Source organism: Nocardia sp. NPDC056000, from assembly GCF_042269265.1.
GTDB lineage: Bacteria > Actinomycetota > Actinomycetes > Mycobacteriales > Mycobacteriaceae > Nocardia.
On sequence record NZ_JBHJXS010000008.1, the window covers coordinates 188,038 to 211,478 of the forward strand.

Consider the following 23,441-nt stretch of genomic DNA (forward strand, 5'->3'; position numbering starts at 1 on the left):
TGACAGGTGTGAGCGGGCTGACGCAGCGCGGAATTCGACTGTCTGAGAGGCTGGGAGGGTGAATCCTTCGACAGCACAGGCGCACGTCATCGTGGACGAGCTCGCGCGCGGCGGAGTCCGAGACGTGGTCCTGTGCCCGGGATCGCGAAATGCCCCACTGGCCTTCGCATTACAGGCCGCCGACGCCGCCGGGCGGATCCGGCTGCACATGCGCATCGACGAGCGCAGCGCCGGATTCCTGGCCATCGGCCTCGCCTCGGCCAGCGGCCGCCCGGTTCCGGTTGTGATGACCTCCGGCACCGCCGTCGCCAATCTCGGCCCCGCGGTACTCGAAGCGAACTACGCGCGACTGCCGCTGATCGTGCTCAGCGCCAACCGGCCCTACGAGATGCTCGGCACCGGCGCGAATCAGACCGTCGAACAATTCGGGCTGTTCGGCAGCCAGGTGCGTGCCGCCATCAGCCTCGGACTCGCCGAGGCCGAAGCCGGTGAACCGCTCTACCCCACGCAGAACAGCGTGTGGCGCTCCGCGGTGTGCCGGGTGCTCGCCGCCGCGCGCGGCACCCGCTCCGGCAATGCCGGACCCGTGCACTTCGATATCCCGCTGCGCGAACCGCTGGTGCCCGATATGGCCGCCGGTGATCCGCTGCCGCTCGGCCGGGACGGCGATAAGCCGTGGACCGCAACGCAGTACGCCACCCTGGACGTCCCGCTCGATATCGATCTGAGCCTGGACACCGTGGTCATCTCCGGTCACGGCGCGGGGCATCGGCCCGAACTCGCGGCGCTGCCGACGGTCGCCGAACCGACCGCGCCCATGCACGGACCCGCGCTGCATCCGCTGGCGCTGGGACTGCTGAAGCCGAAGCAGGCCATCATCACCGGGCGGCCGACGCTGCATCGACAGGTGTCCAAGGTGCTCGCCGATCCCGAGGTGACGGTATTCGCGCTCACTACCGGCCCGCGCTGGCCCGATGTGTCGGGCAATGTGGTCGGCACCGGCACCCGGGCGGTCACCACCGGCGCACCGCGTCCGGAATGGCTGGAACAGTGCCGCGATCTCAATGAGAAGGCCGTCGCGGTGGTGCGCGCGGAACTCGCCGGACATCCGAAGCCGACCGGGTTGCATGTCGCGGCCGTCGTGCTGGACGCACTGCACGAGGGTGATCAGCTGCTGCTCGGCGCGTCCAATCCGGTGCGCGACGCGGCACTGGTCTCGCACCCGCGCACCGGGATTCGCGTGCTGTCCAACCGTGGTGTCGCGGGCATCGACGGCACCGTCTCGGCCGCCGTCGGCGCGGCCCTGACCCATCCCGGCCGCACGGTGGCGCTGATGGGCGATCTCACCTTCCTGCACGACGCCTCCGGCCTGCTGGTCGGACCCGGCGAACCGCGACCCGAGGACCTCACCATCGTGGTCGCCAATGACGACGGCGGCGGCATCTTCGAACTCCTGGAACAGGGCGATCCGCAGTACGCGGGCGTCTTCGAACGGGTCTTCGGCACCCCGCACGGTATGGACCTGGCCGCGCTCTGCGCCGCCTACCGCGTCCCGCACCGCCAGGTCGACCCGGCCGAATTGGCCGAGGCGCTGACCGGTCACGCACACGGCATCCGGGTGCTCGAAGTCGCCACCGAACGCTCCAGCCTGCGTGAACTGCACGCCACCGTACGCGCGGGCATCTCCGCCTGAGACGCTGAAAACCGTTGTGGCGGTGCGGGTCCGCACCGCCACAGCGCGATTCATCGATCGACGGCGCGGCCCCGCCGGAATGACGGGTCGCCGGGATGACGTCGATCAGGCGTCGGTAGCGCCCGCCCCCTCGTAATCGTCGTCCAGCGGGACCGGGATGGACTGTTCCACCAGATCCGCCTCATCGGCGGTCCAGCCGAGCTCACCCTCCGGGAGCGGTGTGACCTCGGCGTCCGGCTCGATCACCTCCGCCTGCTGCTCCAGATAATCGGCCTCGGGCACGGCATCGATTCGATCGGTCATCACAATGCTCCTCTCCGCCATATCGGCAAAGCCAGGTGAAGTCGGGCAGCTTCGAGCCTGCCCCGCATCCGGCGACACGGCAACCCGGACACGGCTCAATCGACGGGCGCGCCGAACCATTTCGGCAGGTGGGCGTGTAGATCTCGCTGATCTTCACCGATCCACGCCACATGTCCGTCCGGGCGCAGCAGAACGGCCGGGGCGTCCAGTTCCTCACTGATATCGACGATATGGTCGACGCGGTCGGCCCAGCCGTCGACGGTGAGGCGACCGGTTTGATCGAGCAGCAGGCCACGGCCGGTGTGCATGAGGTCGTAGAGGCGGCCGCGTTTCAGCGGGATATCGCGCAGGCGGCGGCCGATCAGATCGTCTTCGACGCCGAAGTCGTAGCGGATATCGACGGCGATGATGCCTTCGAGCAGGCGGCGATTCACCTCGTCGATGGTCATCAGCTTCGTCAGGAGATGGCGCAGCGCACGGGCATTCGGATCCAGGGACATCAATTGCATTTGGGCGCGGGTGTTTTCGAGCACATCGGCGGCGACGGGCCTACGTTCGGCGGCGTAGGTGTCCAGCAGATTCGCGGGGGCCCAGCCGTTCACGACCGCGGCCAGTTTCCAGCCGAGGTTGAACGCGTCCTGCACCCCGAGATTGAGACCCTGCCCGCCCATCGGCGGATGGACGTGCGCGGCATCGCCCGCCAGCAGCACCCGGCCGGAGCGGTAGTCGTCGGCGAGGCGGGTGCCGTCACCGAAGCGGGAGAGCCAGCGCGGGGAGTGCACGCCGAAATCGGTGCCCGCGGTGGCGCGCAGCTGCCGCCGGAATTCATCCAGCGTGGGCGAGACGGTGCGATCCTCGGCCACTCCGGCGGCGGGGGCCACCAGCCGGTACGCGCCGTCGGCCAGCGGCATCGCGCCGAACAGCCGCTGGGTCTTGCGCACCTCGGCCACAATCGCATTCAGTGTTTCCGGCGGTTCGGTCAGTTCGACCTCGCCGACCAGGGTGTCGACCCGGCTGGGCTCGCCGGGAAAACCGATGCCCAGCAGTTTTCGCACCGTACTGCGGCCGCCGTCGCAGCCGATGAGATAGCGCGAGCGCAGCCGGGTGCCGTCGGCGAGGTCGACATCGACGCCCTCGGTATCCTGATCGAATCCGATCAGCTCACTGCCGCGCCGGATTTCGACGCCGAGTTCGGCGGCGCGTTCGGCGAGCAGGCGTTCGGTGACGGGTTGCATGATGCTCAGCACATAGTCGTGCGAAGTGTCGAGCAGGCCCGGCTGCGGTGCGGGAATGCCCGCGAAGAAGCCGCCGAGCGGATACCGCTTGCCGAGCGCCAGGAATCGATCCAGCAGCCCGCGCTGGTCCATGATCTCGATGGTGCGCGCGTGGATTCCCATCGCGCGCACGATCGCAGTGGGCTCGGGCTCTCGCTCCAGTACGACCGCGCGCACCCCGTGCAGTCGCAGTTCATTCGCCACCATCAATCCGGTCGGTCCGCCCCCGGCCACGATCACGTCGATCATGTGCTGTCCCCTCGATCATTTGCGCTGGTACTGGCTTCGGCCGACGATTGTGCGGCATCGATGGGGTCTTGCCGCAAGCCCCGGGGTGCGCTATATGTTGAAGGGGGCAAGAGAGTGGCGTAACCTCCTTGCCTTTTCTCATGACCTCCGCTCATAGCCGCCGCGCCGGACGTGTGACCAGGTCTTATGGCACGCGCCCGGGGACGCGGCTAACCTCGAAACCGGGACAATCGCGGCGCTCGCCGGACAACGCAGGTCAGGGGAGTGGCTGCGCTGTTTCCGAAATCCAGCGGGATTGGGTTTGAAAGGCACTGCAGGACAATAGGTTTGGAGCTCACGTGGTAAAGGCAACGCATCCGGCATCGACCGTCGTACCCCGCCCGCATACCGAGACTCCGCCCCCGAGTCCCAGTCCCTGGTACGAAGGCTCGCTCTGGTGGGACGCCAAGAGCGTCGTGGTGACCCGGGCCGTCGAGCCGGGCGTCATCGCCACCACCCCGCACCTGGTGGTACCCGCCGAATTCGGCCGCTTCGCCTTCCTGCTCTCCTCCTACGGCGAGGAGGCCATGCAATTGGCCCGCGACCCCCGGGTGGTCATCCAATCCGGTGATTGGCGCGGCCGCCCCGCCATCGGCTCCCGCCAGCACTACGGCACCGCCCGCATAGTCGGCGACCCGGGCCTGTCTCACCGCATCCAGGACGGTATGCGCATCAAATACGGCGCGCGCACCAAACTGGCCCGCATGGCACACCGTTTCGCCAACGGCTCGGTGCCCTACGGTGATGTGGTGGCCCTGGTGGAGTTGCACCCGCACCGCCCGCTCATGATCGCGCCCTGAGGCCGATCGCGCATCGAGCGGTGCGCTCGTTCATCGGGCGGCCGCGCTCATTCATCGGGAAGTAGCGCATTGTCGGCCGGGTGCTCCACGAGTGCGAGTACCCGGCCCGCCATGAACCTGGCGGTTCGGACCGAGGTGCCGGTGCGGGTCACCTCGCTGACTTCGACGACGCCGCGCGCGATGCGCACTTCCACGCGGCGGCCCGCTCGGCTGGCTGTTATTTCGTAATTTCTGGTTCCGTCGCCCATATCGACGACGATCTCCACGCGATCACCCTTCATCTATCAATTCTCCTCGCTACCAGGGCTTTTCGCGAGGAAAGCGGCTCGAAATCGGCTAACGAACGGGTTGCGAATCGGTGCCTTCGGTGGTGAAAACTCCTGCCTCCGCGGCGATTACGGCCGCTGCGACGGCGGCGGTGGCGGCGGCTTCGTCCGGGGGTGTGGCGCTGGTGAGCAGGCGGTAGTAGAGGGGGGCGGAGACGGCGGACAGGACCGCGCGCGGGTCGGTGCCGGATGGGATTTCGCCTCGGGTGACGGCGTATTCGACGCAGGGGGACCATTCGGTGAGGCGGGTGTCGTAGAAGGCGTGCAGGGCGGCCGCGGCCGTGTCGTCGGTGGTTCCGGCGGCGATGAGGGCGCGGAAGAGGCGGCCCTGGCGGGGATCGGTGAGTGTCTTGGTCACCAGGCGGGCATTGGCCAGCAGATCGCCGCGCAGCGAACCCGTATTGCTATGCGGCAGTGAGGTTTCCGCCATATCCACGAGCAGATCGGCGACCAGTCCGGCGGGGGTGCGCCAGCGGCGGTAGACGGTGGTCTTGCCGACCTCGGCGCGGGCGGCGACCTCGCCCAGATCCAGGTGCGCGTAGCCGCGTTCGGCGAGCAGATCGCCGGCGGCGTGCAGGACCGCTTCGCGAACGCGGGCGGTGCGCCCGCCGGGGCGGATCGAACCGGGTGCGGTGGTGTCCGAGGTCATAACGGGGCTCCAGTTCCATTTGCGTCCAGGCGAGTGTACTGTCTGTTTTGTTAATGAAACTGTAGTGCCGTTAGGGGTTGGTCATGGAATACCGTCGGCTCGGTGCGTCAGGTCTGCTGGTTCCGGCGTTGAGCTTCGGCGCGGGCACCTTCGGTGGGCGCGGTGAACTGTTCAGCGCGTGGGGCGATACCGATGTGGCGCAGGCCCGCAGGCTGGTGGATATCAATCTGGAGGCGGGCGTCACCATGTTCGACACCGCCGACGTCTACTCCGACGGCGCGTCGGAAGAAGTGCTCGGCCAGGCCATCTCGGGTCGTCGCGACCGGGTGCTGATCTCCGCCAAGGCGGGTCTGCCGACCGGTCCCGGACCGAATGACGCGGGCACCGGCCGGGCCAGGCTGATCGGCGCGGTGGAGGGATCGCTGCGGCGGCTCGGCACCGAGTACATCGATCTGTTCCAGCTGCACGCCTTCGATGCGGGTACCCCGGTCGAGGAAACCCTTGCGGCACTGGATGATCTGGTGCGCGCGGGCAAGATCCGCTATGTCGGCGCATCCAATTTCGCGGGTTGGCAGCTGATGAAATCCCTTGCGGCCGCCGACAAGAACGGCTTCCCGCGCTATGTCGCGCATCAGGTCTACTACTCGCTCGCCGGACGCGATTACGAGTGGGAGCTGATGCCGCTCGGTGTCGATCAGGGTGTCGGCGCGGTGGTGTGGAGCCCGCTCGGCTGGGGCCGTCTCACCGGCAAAATCCGTCGCGGGCAACCACTTCCGGCGGGCAGTCGATTGCATCAGACCGCTGCGGCCGGACCGCCGGTGGATGACGAGAAGCTCTACGACATCGTCGACGTGCTCGACGAACTCGCCGCCGAGACCGGCCGCACCGTGCCGCAGCTCGCGCTGAACTGGCTGCTGTCGCGCCCCACCGTGGCGACCGTCATCGTCGGCGCGCGCAATGAGGAGCAGCTGCGGCAGAACCTCGGCGCGGTCGGCTGGAGCCTGGACGCCGAGCAGATCGCTCGCCTGGACAAGGCGAGCGCGGTGACCCCGCCGTATCCCTACTACCCGTACTACCGGCTGCCGGATTTCGCGCGGCTCAACCCGCCCGCCGTCTGAAACCCGCCGCCGGAATCACGGCGCGGAGTACAGCCCCGCCGCCAGCACCGGCCAGGACGTCTTCAGATCGTCCTGCCAGTAGCCCCACGAATGTGTCCCGGTGGGGCGGTAATTGAAGGTGGCGGGAATGCCGAGTGAATCCAGCTTCTGCTGCAGCGTGAGGGTGGAGAGTTCGACATTCGCCTCGATGAAGCCGCCGAGCGCCACCGTCTGCGGCGTCTCCGACGGCTTCTCCATCCGGAACTTACCGCCCGGCACATCCCAGATTCCCGGAATTCCGGTGCCGGAGGAGATGAAAAGTTTGGTGCCGCGCAGTTTTTCGGCATTCAGCGTGGGATCGTTGGCCGCCCACAGCGGATCGTTCTCCGGCCCCCACATATTCGTGACATCGCCGCCGCCGTACAACTCGGTGACGGCCTTCACGGCTTCGCGCGCGATGGGCGTGGTGGTCTGATACAGGCCGCTGTAGGACGCGGCGCTGCGGAACATGCCGGGATGTGCGATGGCCATGTTCAGAATGGGCAGTCCGGCCATGGAGATTCCGGCAATCGCGTTGACCCGGTTGGTATTCAGCGCGGCATCGATGAGCGGCGGCAGTTCCTCGGCGAGATAGGTGCTCCACCGGTTGACCCCGAGCGAGGGATCGGTCTTGACCCAGTCGGTGTACCAGGCGAAGGCGCCGCCGACGATCTGCACCACATTGATGTTCTTATCGGACAGGAATTCCAGTGCGTCCGTGCGCAATTGCCAGGTGGCGTCGTCGACGCCGCCGCCCGCGCCATTGAGCAGGTACAGGGTGGGGCGCGGTGCGGAGGTGTCCTCGGGGCGCAGCACGTCCACCGGGAAGGTCTGGTTCATGGCGGCGGAGAACACCGTGAGCCGAATATTGCGGGCGTCCTTGATCTCGACGTTCTTGATATATGAACCGTCGGCCGATTTCGCCGTGCTGTTCACCGCCGATGCGGCCGGGGTGTCGGCGGTGGCGGGATATCCGCCCAGTCCGATCGATACGGTCGCCGCCAGGGCCGCCATTGCGATACGCCCGGTGATTCGTGGGTTCAAGACCTGCCCCTCCATGAAAAACGCAACGTTTCACATCGTAGGGGCGGGACCCGGGGGAATCCACCGCCGCGCTGCCCCGAGAAATCCGGGCGCGATCAATACACGTCGCGCACGTACCGTTTCTCGGCGACGAGCTGCTTCTTGAACGCCAGCGCGCCGTCCTCGCTCAATTTCCCGTGAATGCGAGCGATTTTCAGCAGCGCGTCATCGACATCCTTGGCCATGCGCGCGGCATCACCGCAGACGTAGAAGTGCCCGCCGTCGCACAGCCACGACCACAATTCCGCACCGTGCTCGATCATGCGGTGCTGCACATAGATTCGCTCCCGCTGATCCCGTGAGAACGCCAGATCCAGCCGGGTCAGGAAACCCGAGCGGAACATATCCTCCAGTTCGGTGCGGTAGTAGAAGTGCTCGTGCGCGTGCTGATCGCCGAAGAACAGCCAATTGCGGCCCTTGCAGCCCAGCGCCCGGCGCTCGTGCAGGAAACCGCGGAACGGCGCGATACCGGTGCCCGGGCCGACCATGATCATCGGCGCGTTCGGATCCAGCGGCGGCCGGAAATGCGGTGCGCGCTGCAGGAAGATCGGCACCTCGGCATCCGCGCGATCGGCCAGGAAGGTCGAGCAGACCCCACCGCGGCGCGCCGAATCCGCGGTCACCGGAGCGCCGTAGCGCACCACGCCGACGGTCAACTGCACCTCGTGCGGGCTCACCAGCGGACTCGACGAAATCGAATACTGGCGCGGCTGCAGCCTTTTCAGCACGCCCAGCCACTCCACCAGATCGGCCCGCACCGGGAAATCGCGCAGCACATCCACCGGCTGCCGATCCCACAGATACCCGTCCAGTTCATTGCGATTGTCCCGGCGCAGCAACTTCGCCAGTCGCACACTGGAATTGCGCTCCCCGATGAACGACAGCAGATCCGTGCTCACCTTGGTGATATCGAATCGATCCCGCAGCGCCTCGGCGAGCGGGATCTCCCGATCATCGGCCTCGATGGTGCGGCGACCGTCCAAACCGGTGGCGTGCAGCCATTCCGCCACCAGCGCATCGGAATTGGACGGCCGAATCCCCAGTGAATCCCCGACCTCATAGCTCGCGTCGAGTCCGCGCAGATCGAAGCCGAACTGCCGCACCTCTTTCACGGATCCCCGGGAGAGCAGCTCATTGCGCGCCAGCCGCGCCGCAACCGGTGCGGTGCGGGTGAACTGCGCGGTGGCGGTGGCCGTCACCGTGGAGCCGCCGCTCCGGCGCGGGCTCGCCGGTGCCGGAGCGGGCGTCGGCGCCGGTCCCGGGTCGGCCGGGGCGTCCACCAGCGCGGCGATCACCTCGGCGACCCAGCGCTCGGAGAGCTCTTCGTGATCGGGCTCGCTGTCCACCCGGGGGAGCAGGCGGGTCGCGCCGCGCTTGGCGAACAATTCGTCGAGTTTGCGGCCGTGACCGCAGAAATCGTCATAGGAGGAGTCGCCGAGGGCGAAGACGGCGTAGCGCATACCGTTCAGCCGAGTTTCGCTGTCGCTCAATCGATCCCAGAAGTCCGAACCGTTGTCCGGCGGTCCGCCGTCGCCGAAGGTGCTGCTGATCACCAGCACGTCACCGGTCAGATCGCCGAGTTGCGCGGCATCCATATCCAGCAGTCGAGGCGTGAAATCGGCGTCGGCCAGTGTGGTCGCGACACCGGCCGCGAGTTCTTCCGAGGTGCCGGTCTGCGAGGCCCAGAGCACCGTCACGGTCCGGGTGTCGGCGGTGATCCCACCGGCCGCGCCGTCCGCGGCGCTGCCGTCATTGCCCGAGGGCGTCGAGATGGTTTGCGGGCCACGGGAATACATGCCCGCGAGGAGCCCGTCGATCCACATCCGGCTGCCCGCCGAGATCGGCGCGGTCTCGGGCAGCACCGGTACACCGCTCACCGGAATCGATTGCAGCGCGGCGAGATAGCCGCCGAGATAGATCCGCTCGGTCTCGCTCAGCGTCGGTGCGGTGGCGCGCTCCAGGCCGAGCATCGCCGACAGCGGATGCACACCGGCATCGGGTGCGATGGCCGTCGCGGATGCGGTCACGGGTTCGGGCCGCGCCGGCGCGGAGACCACGGCGACCTTGCGCAGCCGCACCGCGCACGCCTTGAATTCGGGTTGTAGCGAGGCCGGATCGACGGCGTCATTGGTGACGGCATTGATGGTCAGGTATTCACCCTGCTCGTCATTCCAGTGGAACGGCGCGAAGCAGTTGCCCGGCAGCACCCGATCACTGATTCGCACCGGCAGTACGGCTCGCCCACGGCGGGAGGCGATTTCGAGCTGATCGCCCTCGCGGACCTCCAGTGCGGCGGCGTCCTGCGGATGCACCTCCAGGAACGGTTCACCATTCAGCTTCACCAGTTTGGCGACCTTGCCGGTCTTGGTCATGGTGTGCCACTGATGTTGCAGGCGACCGGTATTGAGCACGAACGGGTGATCCTCGTCCGGCATCTCGGCGGGCAGCAGATGCGGACGCGGATAGAAGACCGCGCGGCGACTCGGGGTGGCGAACGCCAGCCGGGGCCGATGCCCCTCGGCATCGGTGTACAGCTCCTGACTGACACCGTCGTTCACATAGCGAATCGGATTGCGCCGCTGTGCCGGATCCGGGCACGGCCACTGCATCGGTCCGTCGCGCAGGGCGTCATACGTGATACCGCGCAGATCGTATCCGGTGGTCGGATTCGTGAATTGCCTTATCTCCTCGAAGATTTCGGAGCTGTCGGCATAGTCGAATCCCGGAAATCCCATGGCCGTGGCGACCTGTGCGATCAACCGCCAATCCGGTCGCGCGTCACCGACCGGCGGCACCGACTGCCGCAGCAGGGTGAGGTTGCGTTCCGAATTCACCATCACCGCATCGGATTCCGCCCACAGCGTGGCGGGCAGCAGCAGATCGGCGTAGGCGTTGGTGGCGGTATCGGTGTACACGTCCTGGGCGATCACCAGCTCCGCGGCTTCCAGTCCGGCGATCACATTGCGCCGATTGGCCATGGAGGCAACGGGATTGCTGCACACGATCCAGCACGCCTTGATAGCGCCGTCGGCGAGACCGCGGAACATCTCGACGGTGCCCGGTCCGGCCGCATCGCGAATGGTTCCGGGTTCGAGTCCCCACGCGGTCTCCACGAAGGTCCGGTCCGCGGCGGACAGCAGATTGCGCTGACCGGGCAATCCCGGTCCCATATAACCCATTTCGCGCCCGCCCATGGCATTGGGCTGCCCGGTCAGCGAGAACGGTCCGGAGCCGGTGCGGCAGATGGCTCCGGTGGCCAGGTGCAGGTTGATGATGGCATTGCTGGTCCAGGTGCCGTGCGTGGACTGATTCACGCCCATGGTCCACAGCGACATCCATTCGCCCGCCGCGCCGATCCATTCGGCGGCGGTGCGGATATCGGCCTCGGGGACCCCGGTCAGTTGCGCGACCAGATCGGGGGAGTAGTCGGCCAGGAATTCCGGCATCGACTCCCAGCCCTCGGTGTGTTCGGCGATGAATTCGGCGTCCACGTCACCGTTTTCGACCAGCAGATGCAGCAGCCCGTTCAGCAGCGCCAGATCGGTGCCCGGCTTGATCTGCAGGAACAGATCCGCGCGCGCGGCGGTATCGGTGCGGCGCGGATCGACCACGATGAGTTTCGCGCCCGCCTTGAGCCGATCGGCCATGCGCAGGAACAGAATCGGATGGCAGTCGGCCATATTCGCGCCGATGGCGAAGAACAGATCCGCGTGATCGAGATCGTCATACGATCCGGGCGGCCCGTCCGCGCCCAGGGACTGCTTGTAGCCGGTGGCCGCGCTCGCCATGCAGAGCCGGGAATTGGCCTCCATATGCACGGTCCGGATATGGCCCTTGGCCAATTTCGTCGCCAGATACTGGGCTTCGATGGACATCTGCCCGGAAACGTAGAGCGACACCGCATCCGGGCCGTGCGCGTCGAGGATCTCGCGCAGTCGCCGCCCCGCCTCCAGCACGGCCTCGTCCACCGGGACCGGCACCGGCGGCTGTCCGCGTTCGGGACGCCGGTAGGCCGATTCCATCCGCCCGTCCGCGCGCATCATCTCCGCGTGCGTGGCGCCCTTGGTGCACAGTCGGCCCGCGTTCACCGGATGCAGCCTGTCGCCGCTCACCTTGGCGATCACGGGTGCGCCCGCGGCATCGAGCGTGGTGTGCACGGTCATACCGCAGCCGACCCCGCAGTACGAGCACGCGGTCCGGACGCTCGTCGAGGGTGCGCTGGAATCCGGCATGGTTCCGATCTTCGTCATCCCCGATTGCGCCGGATTTACCGAAGGTTATCTCCAGGTGACTTTTCCCCTCACAACCGTTCACCGCCGCCGTGAGGTGCGAAAACAGTGTGAAAACGGCCACAGGGCCGGGCGGCTCAGCCGAGCTTGTAGCCGCGATGCAGGGCCACCGCGCCACCGGAGAGATTGCGCCACTTGACCTGCGACCAGCCCGCGTCCGCGATGCGCAGCGCCAGCTGCGACTGGGTCGGCCAGGCCCGAATGGAGTCGGCCAGGTAGATGTAGGCCTCCGGATTGCTGGACACCCGCTTGGCGACCGCGGGCAGCGCCTTCATCAGGTACTCCATGTAGACCGTCCGGAACAGCGCGAAGGTCGGTGTGGAGAACTCCGCCACCACCAGCCGCCCGCCCGGCTTGGTCACCCGCAGCATCTCGCGCAGCGCGAGATCCGGATCGGACACATTGCGCAGGCCGTACGAGATGGTCACCGCGTCGAAGGACTCATCCGCGAACGGCAGCGCCATGGCATCGCCCGCGACCATCGGCACCTTGCGGAAGCGCCCCGCGGACAGCATGCCCTGCGAGAAATCGGCTGCCACGCACCACGCCCCGGATTTGGCGAGCTCCAGGGTCGAGACCCCGGTTCCGGCCGCCAGATCCAGCACTCGCTCACCGGGCCGCAGCGCCAAGGCTTTCCGGGTCGCCCACCGCCAATAACGGTCCTGACCACCGGAAATCAGCGTATTGGTGAGGTCATAGCGCTTGGCAACACCGTCGAACATGGAAGCGACCTCATGCGGCTGCTTGTCCAACGAAGCCGTAACCAATTCCCGCCGCTCTGTTTTCGCCACACCCGCACATTAGCTCGCGTCGCGCGTACGCGACCAACGCCTGCGCGCCGCGCCGAACCAGCGCGCCGGAGGCGATCCGAGCAGCCACAGCGCGGGCAGCGCCACCAGCCATGTCACCACGATCACCGAGGCCGCCGGGATGATCGCGACACGGGCGTCGCGGCCCGCGACACGCACCAGGTCCGGATCGCCGCGCCGGTACTCGACATTGATGCGCTCACCCGCGGTCAGCTTGGTCGGGTACAGCACGCCGACCTTCGGATTGTGGGTCTCGCCGTCGGGCGTCACGAAGGTGACTGCGGAACGCAGCCGCCCCGCCGACAGCACCTCACCGCTGGTGGTGCCCATATCCGAGCTGATCAGATGGTCATCGCGCCAGGCCGCGAGCACCAGCAGCACCGAGAGCACGCTGATCGCGCAGGCCGCGACGGCGATCACCATCCGGGTGCGCCGGAAGCGACTCGCCGATGGCTGCGCCTGTACGCCGCTCGCCTCCGGAGCGGTGACAGACTGGCTGGTTTCCGACACTTCACCAGGCTATTCCATGACTGGACTACCGTAGCCGCCATGTCCCGTAAATTCAGCTTCACCGTGCAGTACAGCGTTCCGGTAGAAGAGCTTCACCGGGCACTGACCAACGACGAGATGTGGAACGCCCGCTTCGCGGACGCCACCACGGCAACACTGGACCTGTCCCATCCGGACGGCCCGGGCACCATTCGCATTCATATGACCGAAAAAGCACCCGAAGACAAGATTCCCGGCCTGGTCAAGAAGGTTCTCAAGAGCGACCTCGTGCTCGAGCGCACCGACACCTGGGGCGCACTGGAGGGCGATATCGCCAAGGGCACCTTCGCGGGCGCCTCCGGCGGCATCACCACCGAAATGGAGGGCACCTTCGAATTGCGGCCCACCGCCGAGGGTTCCGAGCTCGAGGCCGCCGGCGTCGTGACCGTCAAGGTCCCGCTGGTCGGCGGCGCCATCGAGCCGCTGGTGGAAAACCTGCTGGAGAAGGTGATGAACAGCGAGCGCAAGTCCGTCGAGGCCTGGTTCGCCGCGCAGAACGCCTGATCGGCTCGTAACTGTTCCAACCGAGAACCGTTGATACCGGCGGCTTCTCATGTTCGAGGGGTACCCCGTGGCTGCGCCCACCCGCAGCCACGGGATTCCATGACGGCCCGCGTGGAATCGCTACCGCGCTCGCGTGGAATCGCTACTGCGCCCGGGTCGGATCGAATTCGCGATTCTCCACAAGCACCAGCCAGTTCCCGGAATTGTCGCGAATGATCGCCTCCACCCCGTACGGCCGCTCGGCCGGGGGCTGCACGAATTCCACGCCCTTGGCGGTGAGCTCCTCGAAAGTCTTGTGGCAGTCGTCGGTACGCAACCCCAGCGCACCGTGCGTGCCATTGGCCAGCGACCGACGGATCGCCTCGGCCAGCTGCTCGTCCAGCGGCGGTCCGGGCACCATCAGGGTCACCTCCAGCTCCAGATGATCCGGATGCGCCACGGTCACCCAGCGGAAGCCGTTCTCGCCCATGGTCACATCGCTGACCTCGACGAATCCGAGCTTATCGAGATACCAGGCCTTGGCCTCGGACTGATCGGTCACGTAGACGGTGGTGAGGGAAACGTTCGTAATGGTCGTCATGCGATAAGGCTATGGACTCGCCCGCCCGGCACGCTTCTCCGAAATTGCGGTGAGTGTGACGTAACCCGCGGGAAATGAGTCGGCAAAGCCAGCTCTACATGAGCCGACGAGTCTCGATCACGGAAACCGCTCACCCACGAGCCTGATCGAGGAGTTATCGGTGGTCGAAGTACAAACCCGCGCGGCGAATTCCGTCGCGGCGACCAAGGAGACGCTGGAGGACTACACCCTCCGGTTCGCCCCGCGCAGTTACCGCACCTGGAGTCCGGCGGTGGTGGGCGTCTCGGCGCTCGGCGGCATCGCGTACCTCGCCGACTTCTCCATCGGCGCGAATATCGGCATCGCCAACGGCACCGGCAACGCGCTGCTCGGCATCGGCATCTTCGCGATCGTCATCATGCTGACCGGTTTCCCGCTCGCCTACTACGCCGCGCGCTACAACATCGACCTGGATCTGATCACCCGCGGCAGCGGATTCGGATACAAGGGGTCGATCGTCACCAATGTGGTGTTCGCGTCGTTCACCTTCATCTTCTTCGCGCTCGAGGGCTCGATCATGGCGCAGGGCCTGAAACTCGGCCTGCACGTGCCACTTCCGCTCGGCTATCTCGCCTCGACGCTGCTGATCTTCCCGCTGGTCATCTACGGCATGAAGACACTCACCAAACTCCAGGTGTGGACCACCCCGCTGTGGCTGCTGCTGATGGTGCTGCCGTTCGTATTCCTGCTGGTGCGGCACCCGGATTCGGTCGGCACCTTCCTCGCATACGGGGGCAAGGACGGACAGGGCGTGAGCCTGACCGGAGCGCTGCTCGCCGCCGGTGTCTGCCTCTCGCTCATCGCGCAGATCGCCGAGCAGATCGACTACCTGCGCTTCATGCCGCCCAAAACCCCTGAGAACAAGCGCAGTTGGTGGGGCTGGATGCTGCTCGCCGGACCCGGCTGGGTGCTGTTCGGCGCCATCAAGCAGGTCGTGGGCCTGTTCCTCGCGGTCTACCTGATCGCGAATCTGCCCGGCGCACAGGACATCGCGAATCAGCCCGTGCACCAGTTCCTGGAGATCTACCGGGACATGATGCCCGCCTGGCTCGCCATGACCCTCGCGGTGGTGCTGGTCGTCATCAGCCAGATCAAAATCAATGTCACCAACGCCTATTCGGGTTCGCTGGCCTGGACCAACTCCTTCACCCGCATCACCAAGAACTACCCCGGCCGACTGGTCTTCCTCGGGCTCAATCTGCTCATCGCGCTGATCCTGATGGAAGCCAATATGTTCGACTTCCTGAACAATATCCTCGGCTTCTACGCCAACTGCGGCATCGCCTGGATCGTCACCGTCGCAACCGATATCGCGGTCAACAAGTACCTGTTGAAGATCTCGCCCAAGCAGCCGGAATTCCGGCGCGGCATGCTCTACGACTACAACCCGGTCGGCCTGGTCGGCTTCGGACTGTCCGCGGTGCTGTCGATCATGACGTTCTTCGGGATCTTCGGTGAGACGCTCAAGCCGTACTCGCCGATCATCGCGGTCATCGTGTCCTTCGTGGCGACGCCGCTGACGGCGATCCTCACCAAAGGCAAGTACTACCTGCGCCGCACCGACGACGGCATCGACGCGCCCATGTTCGATGAGCACGGCAATCCGTCGGGGGAGACCCTCACCTGCCACATCACCGGTATCGACTTCGAACGACCGGACATGATCGCCTCCCCGGTGCCCGGACCGGAGGGCGAGATCCAGTACATCAGCTCACTGGCGCTCTCGACCGACAAGACCGGCATCCACGTGCTGCCGCCGCAGTGAGAACCGCTGCTACAGCAGCGGTTTGCGATCCGAGAGCCCGTGCATGAAGACGTAGCAGCCGGGAATATGAGGAGCGCCCTCGGCGGCGAACTTGGCCTGATACTCCGAGGGCGACATCCCCACCAGTTCGGTGAACTTGCTGCTGAACGAACCCAGACTGCTGTAGCCGACCATCATGCACGCCTCGGTCACCGTGATATTGGTGGCGCGCAACAGATCCTGCGCCCGCTCGATCCGGCGCTCGGCCAGATACAGGGCGGGCGTCTTCCCGTAGGTGGCGGCGAAACAGCGCAGGAAGTGATACTTCGACACCCCCGCGGCCGCCGCCAGACTCGCCAGATCCAAAGGCTCCGCGTAATTCCGGTCGGCCAGATCCCGTGCCCGCCGCAGATGCGGGAGCAGATCCTCGGGAACCGGCCGGGGAGTCATGCGAAGGGCTGGAGCTTGTCGAATCGCATCGAGGCCCGGCCCGCACCGCGCCACAATCGCGCGGTGAGATCCAGATCCTCATCGGTGACCAGATTGCCCATCACCCGGACCGCGGTGCGCTGCAACAGCTGTGAGCGCATCACCGGCGGACCGCCGAACGGCACCGCGCGCGGATGCGTGGCCAGCGCCGCCAGCCGCCGCGCCACCGAATAGGTGCGGCCGTAGCGCTCGCGCAGCATATCCGGCCAGATACGGGTCAGATCCGGCTCGTCCAGCAGGCCCGAAAGCATATGGCCGCCTTCGAGTCCGTAATCGATGCCCTCGCCGTTGAGCGGATTCACACAGCCTGCGGCATCGCCGACCAGCACCCAATTGCGGCCCGCCACATTGGATACCGCACCGCCCATGGGCAGCAGCGCCGAAGCCACCGCGCGCGCTTCACCTTCGAAGCCCCACTCCTCGCGGCGCAGCGAGACATAGTGCTGCAAAAGCGGTTTCAGCGCGATATGCGAGGGCCGCTTTTCCGTCGCCAGCGAACCGACGCCGATATTGACCTCGCCGTTGCCGAGTGGGAACACCCACCCGTAGCCAGGCACCAATTCATTGTTCGCGTCCCGCAATTCGAGATGCGAGGAAATCCACGGATCATCGTGCCGCTCGGACCTGATATACGCCCGCGCCGCCGTCCCGTACGCGTATTCGCGATGCCAGGTGCGCCCCAGCAGTTTTCCGACCGGCGACCGCACCCCGTCCGCCACGATGAGCACCTTGCAGGACACCGCCCGCAGCCCGCCCTCGGTCTTCACGGTGACCCCGGTGACCCGATCCCCGTCCCGCGCCACCTCCACGACCTTCGCGCCCTCGACCATGCGCGCGCCGAACTTCACCGCGGTATCGCGCAATTTGTCATCGAGTTCGGTTCGCGGAACGGCGCTTCCGTACACCGGGAACGATCCGGCGGGCCACGGCAGCAACGCCTCACGCCCGAACCCGGCCATTCGCAGCCCGTGATTGACCGTATGCCCGCGCACCCACTCCCCGAGCCCGAGATGCTCCAACTCGGCCGTCGCACGCGGCGTCAACCCATCCCCGCACGTCTTGTCCCGCGGAAACACCGCCGAATCCAGCAGCAGCACATCACGCCCCGCCTGCGCCGCCCACGCCGCCGCCGCCGACCCCGCCGGGCCCGCCCCAACCACCAGCACATCGGCATGCGCGGGCAGCACATCCGAGGTGTGCCCCTGCTCCGGCGCGATTTCCGCTGAACCCATGGCGTCAATACTTGCAGCCCATCGTGATCGGTGTCGATGCGGCTGCGCCTTGTGCACGTGCATATCGACACCCGCGACGGCGACCGACGCCATACTGCAGTGTTCTGTTGCTCGCACTACGGTGGTGTGCATAGGGGGCTGGGTGCATACACGCTAGGTTCTTTGGCGTGGGGTCGGACGCGGCACTGGGAGATGAAATGAGCGCATCGGCTGTGAGCGATGAGAGCACGGTGGTGGCGGGGGTGGATCTCGGCGATCCCGAGCTCGCGGTAACAGTGCGTAAGGGCCTGGTCCAGGTAGAGGATCTGCTGATCACCGAACTGTCCGACGGCGAGGATTTCCTGCAGGAGGCGGCGCTGCATCTGGCCAAGGCCGGAGGGAAGCGCTTCCGGCCGCTGTTCACCATTCTCACCGGACAGCTCGGCCCGAATCCGGACAGCCCGGACCTGATCACCGCGGGGACGGTGGTCGAACTCGTGCACCTGGCGACCCTCTACCACGACGACGTCATGGACGAGGCCCCGATCCGGCGCGGCGCACCCAGCGTGAACTCCCGCTGGGGCAACAGCGTCGCCATCCTGGCCGGCGACTACCTGTTCGCGCACGCCTCGCGCCTGGTCTCCACCCTCGGCCCGGACGCGGTGCGCATCATCGCCGAAACCTTCGCCGAACTGGTCACCGGCCAGATGCGGGAAACCATCGGCGCCCGGCAATCCCAGGATCCGGTCGAGCACTACCTGCGCGTGGTGTGGGAGAAGACCGGTTCGCTCATCGCGGCCTCGGGTCGCTTCGGCGGCACCTTCTCCGGCGCGGACCTGGACCATGTGGAGCGCCTGGCCCGGCTCGGCGACGCGGTCGGCACCGCCTTCCAGATCTCCGACGACATCATCGATATCTCCTCGGTGTCCGAACAGTCCGGCAAAACCCCCGGCACCGATCTGCGCGAGGGCGTGCACACCCTGCCCGTGCTCTACGCGCTGCGCGATGAGGGTTCCGAGGGCGATCGCCTGCGCAAACTGCTGGCCCGCCCGCTGGAGACCGACGCCGAGGTCGAAGAGGCCCTGGACCTGCTCTCCCGCTCCCGCGGCATGGTGCTGGCCAAGGAGAAGCTGCACGGCTACGCCGATATCGCGCACGCCGAACTGTCCGCGCTGCCCGGCGGCCCGGCCAACGAGGCCCTCGAGCGGCTGGTCCGTTACACGATCGAACGAGTCGGCTGACAGGGGAACTTCGGAGCCGCCTTCCATCGTTGAGCAGGAGTAACGCAACGATGGAGGGGGCGCGGCAAAGGAGATCGGATGCACTCGCACGGGTATGCCAACGGCTTGAAGACCTTCGGGCTGCTGGTGGGCATGTCGGCGCTGATCGTGTTCGCCGGGGCCCTGTTTCGCAGTCCGACGATTCTGATCCTGTCGATCCTGATCGCCGTGGGCATGAACGCCTACGCGTATTTCAACAGCGACAAACTCGCGTTGAAAGCCATGCACGCACAACCGGTGACCGAACTCGAGGCGCCGGTCATGTATCGCATCGTGCGCGAATTGGCCACCGCCGCAAGGCAACCCATGCCGCGGCTGTACATCAGTCCCACCAACGCGCCCAATGCCTTCGCCACCGGGCGCAATCCGCGCAATGCCGCGGTCTGCTGCACCACGGGCATTCTGCAAATCCTGGACGAGCGCGAATTACGCGCGGTGCTGGGTCATGAACTCTCGCACGTCTACAACCGCGACATCCTGATCTCCTCGGTCGCGGGCGCGTTGGCCTCGGTCATCTCCGGCCTCGCGAACCTGGCTTTCTTCGCCAGCGCCTTCGGTGGCAATCGCGATGGCGAAGGCCCGAATGTCATTGGCATTCTTCTGGTTTCGCTGCTCGGCCCGATCGCGGCCTCGCTCATCAAGCTGGCCGTCTCGCGGTCCCGCGAATATCAGGCCGATGAGGACGGTGCGGCCCTCACCGGTGACCCCTTGGCGCTCGCCTCAGCCCTCCGCAAGCTCGAACGCGGGGTGCAGGCCGCCCCGCTCCCGCCGGAGCCGCAGCTGACCGCACAGTCGCACCTGATGATCGCCAACCCCTTCCGCGCGGGCGACAAAATGGCGCGCTGGTTCTCCACCCACCCGCCCATGGCCGACCGCATCGCGCGTTTGGAAGCCATGGCGGGCGGCACCAGCGGCCCGGCGGCGGGCCCCCGCGAGTACTGAGGCATGAAAAAAGAGGGTTCGGGACATCCTGTCCCGAACCCTCTTTCGCTGTTCCTAGCGGTAATTCACGAACTGCAGCGCGACCTCGAAATCGCCGTTGCGCAGCAGTGACTGCACCGCCTGCAGATCATCGCGGCTCTTGGAGCTGACCCGCAGCTCCTCACCCTGAATCTGCGCCTTGACGCCCTTGGGCCCCTCGTCGCGGATCTTCTTGGTGATCTTCTTGGCCTGCTCGGTGGTGATGCCCTGCACGAGCTCGCCTGTGATTTTGTACACCTTGCCCGACGCCTGCGGATCGCCCGCGTCGAACGCCTTCATGGAGATATCCCGGCGAATCAGCTTCTCCTTGAACACATCCAGAGCCGCCTTGACGCGGTCTTCGGAATCGGCGGTGAGGATGATCTTCTCCTCGCCCGACCATTCGATGCTCGCGCCGGTGCCGCGGAAGTCGTAGCGGGTGGCCAGCTCTTTGGCCGCGATGTTCAGCGCGTTGTCCACCTCCTGACGGTCGACCTTGCTGACGACATCGAACGACGAATCGGCCACGCGTGTGCTCCTGTCCGAGATCGGAAAGTTGGGGGTTGCCCCGCCGAAGGTAGTCCGTCCGGCACCGCGTTTTCCAGCCGGTTTGCATTCCGGGCGGGTGTTCGATGTATTCTCGTCACCGCGCTGCAAGGCGTACCCAGGCAGATTGCCCGAGCGGCCAATGGGAGCGGACTGTAAATCCGTCGGCGAAAGCCTACGTAGGTTCGAATCCTACATCTGCCACCGCGAAACCCCCCGAGACCGGATCCGGTCTCGGGGGGTTTCGTGTTTTTCACCCTCGGTCGCGGGTGTGGTCGACGCCGTTGTCGACCAGCATGCGGCCTTGACCAAGGAGTACCCACTCCAAACGCGGTAAAAACCTCCGATGACCAGCCGGTTTGGAGAGTGGGCGAGATGTTGTGTAACCTCGTTCAAGTCTTCAGCGCCCGGTTCGAAAGACCGGAGCAACGCAGACATGCCCCCTTAGCTCAGTCGGCAGAGCGTTTCCATGGTAAGGAAAAGGTCAACGGTTCGATTCCGTTAGGGGGCTCGCCGGATTGCCGGTGGTGTCACTCGGCATCCAGATCGATGGACCGGGCTCGCGCCGCCGCGAATCCTCGCATGGCGGTGTAGCTCAGTTGGTAGAGCAAACGACTCATAATCGTTGTGTCGCCGGTTCAAGTCCGGCCATCGCTACCCATACTGATTAACCACATCAGGCTTACCGGAAAGAGGGCGCATCGTGGCCGCGAAGTCCACTGATATCCGGCCAAAGATCACCTTGGCCTGCGAGCAGTGCAAGCACCGTAATTACATCACCAAGAAGAACCGGCGTAACGACCCGGATCGTCTCGAGCTCAAGAAGTTCTGCCCGAACTGCGGTACCCACCGGGCCCACCGCGAGTCTCGCTAACTTAACCCCGCGCGTTCTACCGCGTGGAAGAAGTGCCGGATCGGCTCGTCACTACGTCCTCCCTACCAGGGGACAGTGGCACTCGGTCCGGCACTTGGTGTATATAGCGGTGGTTCAGCGCTCTGCCGATTCCGGTGACGGGATCAGATAGGTGACTTCCTGCCGTGACAATCAACACCGAAATCGAGATCGAATTGGGCAACTCCGAGGCGCTCGACCCGAGCGAGGTTTTCGATCCCGCCGCGCACGCCGCCGCCATGGTCGGCCACCACTACCGGGTGGAGGACTACTACGAGGTCGGCCGCGAGAAGGTGCGTGAATACGCCCGCGCCGTACAGGACTACCACCCCGTGCACTGGGACGAGGACATCGCCCAGGAGTACGGCTACGACAGCCTGGTCGCCCCGCTCAGTTTCATCTCCCTGGTCGGAATCCTGGCCCAGCGCAAGCTCTTCGAGCAGATCGTCACCGGCTACGACCTGAGCCAGATCATGCAGACCGATCAGATCCTGGAATTCCACCGCCCGATCAAGGCCGGCGACCAGTTGACCTGCATCGTCTACCTGCACTCGTTCCGTCAGGCGTTCGGCGGCGACATCATCGTCACCAAGAACGACGTCGTCGACCAGCACGACGAACTGGTGCTCACCACCTACACCACCCTGATCGGCCGCAGCGGCGGTGATATCGATCCCAATGTCGGTGACGCGGTGCGCAATGTGCTCATGCACGGCGTCGGGCCGGAGGAGACCCCGGATCACAAGCCGCGCACGCTCGCGGTCGCGGATCTGCAGCCCCAGCCGGTGCCGGTCACGCTGCCGGGCAAGATCGTGCCGAGCAAGCACGCGCTGCGCTTCGAGGACGTGACCGTCGGCGATCCGCTGCCCACCCGCGTGGTGCGCCTCACCCGCGGCGATCTGGTGAACTACGCCGGCGTCTCCGGCGATGCCAACCCGATCCACTGGAGCGATGAGGTCGTCAAGCTCGTCGGCCTGGAAAACGTTGTGGCGCATGGCATGTTGACCATGGGCCTGGGTGGCGGCTTCGTCACCTCCTGGCTCGGCGATCCGGGCGCGGTGAAGGAGTACAACGTCCGTTTCACCAGTCCGGTGTACGTGCCCATCGACCAGGCCGCGGAGATCGAGTACACCGGCAAGGTGAAGTCGGTCGATCCGGAAACCCGCACCGCCGTGATCGCCATCGTCGCCAAATCACAGGGTCGCAAGATCTTCGGCCGCGCCACCGCGACCGTCCAATTGGCCTGATTCGACCGCTGACCCCCGATTGGCGATTGCCGCGCGAGGTAACGTAGACTCGGCAATCTGGGGTCACCAGCCGCTGCGCGCTGCTCCGAGGAGCGGCGCGTATGTATGTGAGGGCCCTGCTGTACAACTGAAGAGATACTGTGGTCGGACATTGAGCAATCGGCGTCCAACCGAAGGGGCGTAGCTCAATTGGCAGAGCAGCGGTCTCCAAAACCGCAGGTTGCAGGTTCAAGTCCTGTCGCCCCTGCCCTTAATGCCAGCGACGAGGAAGGATCGACGTGAGCGACGAGCGGGATACTCGCCACGAAGATGGCGATGACACCGCCGCAGTGGCTCGTCCGAGCGGCAAGCGGTCCGCCCGGCGTCGAAATACGTCGGCCACGACCGTGGCGACGATCGATCGACCCACGTCATCGGCGAAGGCAAGCAAGAAGTCCGGCAAGGCCGGTCGTGGCGGTACGGGCAATCCGTTCAAGCGCCTGGTGAAGTTCCTCAAAGAAGTAATCGCGGAACTGCGCAAGGTGATCTGGCCGAACCGCAAGCAGATGGTCACCTATACGAGCGTTGTTCTGGTGTTCGTGATCTTCATGATCGCGTACATCAGCGGGTTGGATCTGGCGTTCATCAAGGGTGTCAACTGGCTGTTCGGCTAGCTGACCGTCGGCGCCGGTAACCGTTCCCCGAGCAGAGGCGGGGCGCGGGGCCATCCGCCGGGTACCCCCCGGCGCGCACAGGATTACGTGACGACAA

22 protein-coding genes and 4 tRNA genes are annotated in these 23,441 nt (G+C 66.0%); 14 read left to right on the plus strand and 12 right to left on the minus strand.

The window, feature by feature from the left end; all coding sequences use genetic code 11:
- The first annotated feature begins 58 nt into the window (after nt 1–58).
- Nucleotides 59–1,693, plus strand: a complete 1,635-nt coding sequence (menD, locus tag ACFC4D_RS24240; protein ID WP_376066755.1) for a 2-succinyl-5-enolpyruvyl-6-hydroxy-3-cyclohexene-1-carboxylic-acid synthase — start codon at nt 59–61, stop codon at nt 1,691–1,693.
- A 105-nt stretch (nt 1,694–1,798) separates the two neighbouring features.
- Here menD and ACFC4D_RS24245 read toward each other — a convergent pair whose 3' ends face one another.
- The gene (locus ACFC4D_RS24245) at nt 1,799–1,996 is read right to left on the minus strand and encodes a hypothetical protein (protein ID WP_376066757.1); all 198 of its coding nucleotides are present in this window, start codon (nt 1,994–1,996) and stop codon (nt 1,799–1,801) included.
- Nucleotides 1,997–2,091: 95 nt separating this feature from the next.
- Nucleotides 2,092–3,519: a rifampin monooxygenase gene (gene rox / locus ACFC4D_RS24250; RefSeq protein WP_376066759.1), complete on the minus strand. Its 1,428-nt coding sequence runs from the start codon at nt 3,517–3,519 to the stop codon at nt 2,092–2,094.
- A gap of 338 nt (nt 3,520–3,857) precedes the next feature.
- On the opposite strand from rox, the gene ACFC4D_RS24255 reads away from it, so the two are divergent.
- The gene (locus tag ACFC4D_RS24255) at nt 3,858–4,358 is read left to right on the plus strand and encodes a hypothetical protein (protein ID WP_376066760.1); all 501 of its coding nucleotides are present in this window, start codon (nt 3,858–3,860) and stop codon (nt 4,356–4,358) included.
- A 47-nt stretch (nt 4,359–4,405) separates the two neighbouring features.
- Here the strand turns inward: ACFC4D_RS24255 and ACFC4D_RS24260 are convergent, their stop codons facing one another.
- Nucleotides 4,406–4,639: a hypothetical protein gene (locus ACFC4D_RS24260; protein WP_375964366.1), complete on the minus strand. Its 234-nt coding sequence runs from the start codon at nt 4,637–4,639 to the stop codon at nt 4,406–4,408.
- Between the two features lie 55 nt (nt 4,640–4,694).
- Nucleotides 4,695–5,333, minus strand: a complete 639-nt coding sequence (locus tag ACFC4D_RS24265) for a TetR/AcrR family transcriptional regulator (protein ID WP_376066763.1) — start codon at nt 5,331–5,333, stop codon at nt 4,695–4,697.
- A gap of 83 nt (nt 5,334–5,416) precedes the next feature.
- Here ACFC4D_RS24265 and ACFC4D_RS24270 point away from each other — a divergent pair, with 83 nt between their 5' ends.
- Nucleotides 5,417–6,451, plus strand: a complete 1,035-nt coding sequence (locus ACFC4D_RS24270; RefSeq protein ID WP_376066765.1) for an aldo/keto reductase — start codon at nt 5,417–5,419, stop codon at nt 6,449–6,451.
- Between the two features lie 15 nt (nt 6,452–6,466).
- On the opposite strand, the gene ACFC4D_RS24275 is transcribed toward ACFC4D_RS24270, so the two are convergent.
- The 4 genes from ACFC4D_RS24275 to ACFC4D_RS24290 form a co-directional block, all read right to left on the minus strand.
- Nucleotides 6,467–7,513 (minus strand): alpha/beta hydrolase, encoded by a 1,047-nt coding sequence (locus tag ACFC4D_RS24275; RefSeq protein WP_376066767.1) that lies wholly within the window; start codon nt 7,511–7,513, stop codon nt 6,467–6,469.
- 95 nt (nt 7,514–7,608) lie between these two features.
- Nucleotides 7,609–11,802 carry a molybdopterin-dependent oxidoreductase gene (locus tag ACFC4D_RS24280; RefSeq protein ID WP_376066768.1) on the minus strand — a complete coding sequence of 1,398 codons (4,194 nt, stop codon included), beginning with the start codon at nt 11,800–11,802 and terminating at the stop codon, nt 7,609–7,611.
- Nucleotides 11,803–11,918: 116 nt separating this feature from the next.
- A complete protein-coding gene (locus tag ACFC4D_RS24285) occupies nt 11,919–12,632 on the minus strand; it encodes a demethylmenaquinone methyltransferase (protein WP_376066769.1) in 714 nt (237 codons plus the stop codon).
- Nucleotides 12,633–12,641: 9 nt separating this feature from the next.
- Entirely contained in the window at nt 12,642–13,073 is a 432-nt protein-coding gene (locus ACFC4D_RS24290; RefSeq protein WP_364643001.1) for a DUF3592 domain-containing protein, read from the minus strand.
- A gap of 126 nt (nt 13,074–13,199) precedes the next feature.
- Here ACFC4D_RS24290 and ACFC4D_RS24295 point away from each other — a divergent pair, with 126 nt between their 5' ends.
- A complete protein-coding gene (locus ACFC4D_RS24295; protein WP_364642837.1) occupies nt 13,200–13,703 on the plus strand; it encodes a DUF2505 domain-containing protein in 504 nt (167 codons plus the stop codon).
- A 142-nt stretch (nt 13,704–13,845) separates the two neighbouring features.
- On the opposite strand, the gene ACFC4D_RS24300 is transcribed toward ACFC4D_RS24295, so the two are convergent.
- Complete coding sequence (locus tag ACFC4D_RS24300; RefSeq protein WP_375964380.1) at nt 13,846–14,283, minus strand: VOC family protein; 438 nt, start codon at nt 14,281–14,283, stop codon at nt 13,846–13,848.
- 160 nt (nt 14,284–14,443) lie between these two features.
- Between ACFC4D_RS24300 and ACFC4D_RS24305 the strand changes: the two genes are divergently transcribed.
- Complete coding sequence (locus tag ACFC4D_RS24305) at nt 14,444–16,087, plus strand: purine-cytosine permease family protein (protein ID WP_375964382.1); 1,644 nt, start codon at nt 14,444–14,446, stop codon at nt 16,085–16,087.
- A 9-nt stretch (nt 16,088–16,096) separates the two neighbouring features.
- On the opposite strand, the gene ACFC4D_RS24310 is transcribed toward ACFC4D_RS24305, so the two are convergent.
- Nucleotides 16,097–16,516 (minus strand): helix-turn-helix transcriptional regulator, encoded by a 420-nt coding sequence (locus ACFC4D_RS24310; RefSeq protein ID WP_375964384.1) that lies wholly within the window; start codon nt 16,514–16,516, stop codon nt 16,097–16,099.
- Entirely contained in the window at nt 16,513–17,787 is a 1,275-nt protein-coding gene (locus tag ACFC4D_RS24315; protein ID WP_376066772.1) for a geranylgeranyl reductase family protein, read from the minus strand. The genes ACFC4D_RS24310 and ACFC4D_RS24315 overlap by 4 nt, the downstream gene beginning before the upstream one ends.
- Nucleotides 17,788–17,984: 197 nt before the next feature.
- Here ACFC4D_RS24315 and ACFC4D_RS24320 point away from each other — a divergent pair, with 197 nt between their 5' ends.
- Together ACFC4D_RS24320 and htpX are read left to right on the plus strand one after the other, a co-directional pair.
- Nucleotides 17,985–19,007 (plus strand): polyprenyl synthetase family protein, encoded by a 1,023-nt coding sequence (locus ACFC4D_RS24320; protein ID WP_375964389.1) that lies wholly within the window; start codon nt 17,985–17,987, stop codon nt 19,005–19,007.
- A 78-nt stretch (nt 19,008–19,085) separates the two neighbouring features.
- The gene (htpX, locus tag ACFC4D_RS24325) at nt 19,086–19,988 is read left to right on the plus strand and encodes a zinc metalloprotease HtpX (protein ID WP_375964391.1); all 903 of its coding nucleotides are present in this window, start codon (nt 19,086–19,088) and stop codon (nt 19,986–19,988) included.
- A gap of 54 nt (nt 19,989–20,042) precedes the next feature.
- Here the strand turns inward: htpX and ACFC4D_RS24330 are convergent, their stop codons facing one another.
- Nucleotides 20,043–20,534 carry a YajQ family cyclic di-GMP-binding protein gene (locus tag ACFC4D_RS24330; RefSeq protein ID WP_364642827.1) on the minus strand — a complete coding sequence of 164 codons (492 nt, stop codon included), beginning with the start codon at nt 20,532–20,534 and terminating at the stop codon, nt 20,043–20,045.
- A 139-nt stretch (nt 20,535–20,673) separates the two neighbouring features.
- Between ACFC4D_RS24330 and ACFC4D_RS24335 the strand changes: the two genes are divergently transcribed.
- From ACFC4D_RS24335 to secE, 7 genes are all read left to right on the plus strand, one after another.
- Nucleotides 20,674–20,756, plus strand: a tRNA-Tyr gene (locus ACFC4D_RS24335).
- Between the two features lie 234 nt (nt 20,757–20,990).
- Nucleotides 20,991–21,063, plus strand: a tRNA-Thr gene (locus ACFC4D_RS24340).
- A 73-nt stretch (nt 21,064–21,136) separates the two neighbouring features.
- A tRNA-Met gene (locus ACFC4D_RS24345) sits at nt 21,137–21,209 on the plus strand.
- A gap of 46 nt (nt 21,210–21,255) precedes the next feature.
- On the plus strand, nt 21,256–21,426 hold the full coding sequence (rpmG, locus tag ACFC4D_RS24350) for a 50S ribosomal protein L33 (RefSeq protein ID WP_029925945.1): 171 nt from the start codon (nt 21,256–21,258) through the stop codon (nt 21,424–21,426).
- A 257-nt stretch (nt 21,427–21,683) separates the two neighbouring features.
- On the plus strand, nt 21,684–22,691 hold the full coding sequence (locus ACFC4D_RS24355) for a fused (3R)-hydroxyacyl-ACP dehydratase subunits HadA/HadB (protein ID WP_375966355.1): 1,008 nt from the start codon (nt 21,684–21,686) through the stop codon (nt 22,689–22,691).
- 174 nt (nt 22,692–22,865) lie between these two features.
- Nucleotides 22,866–22,938: transfer RNA gene (locus tag ACFC4D_RS24360), tRNA-Trp, on the plus strand.
- 31 nt (nt 22,939–22,969) lie between these two features.
- Nucleotides 22,970–23,344: a preprotein translocase subunit SecE gene (gene secE / locus ACFC4D_RS24365; RefSeq protein WP_375964394.1), complete on the plus strand. Its 375-nt coding sequence runs from the start codon at nt 22,970–22,972 to the stop codon at nt 23,342–23,344.
- Nucleotides 23,345–23,441: the final 97 nt, after the last annotated feature.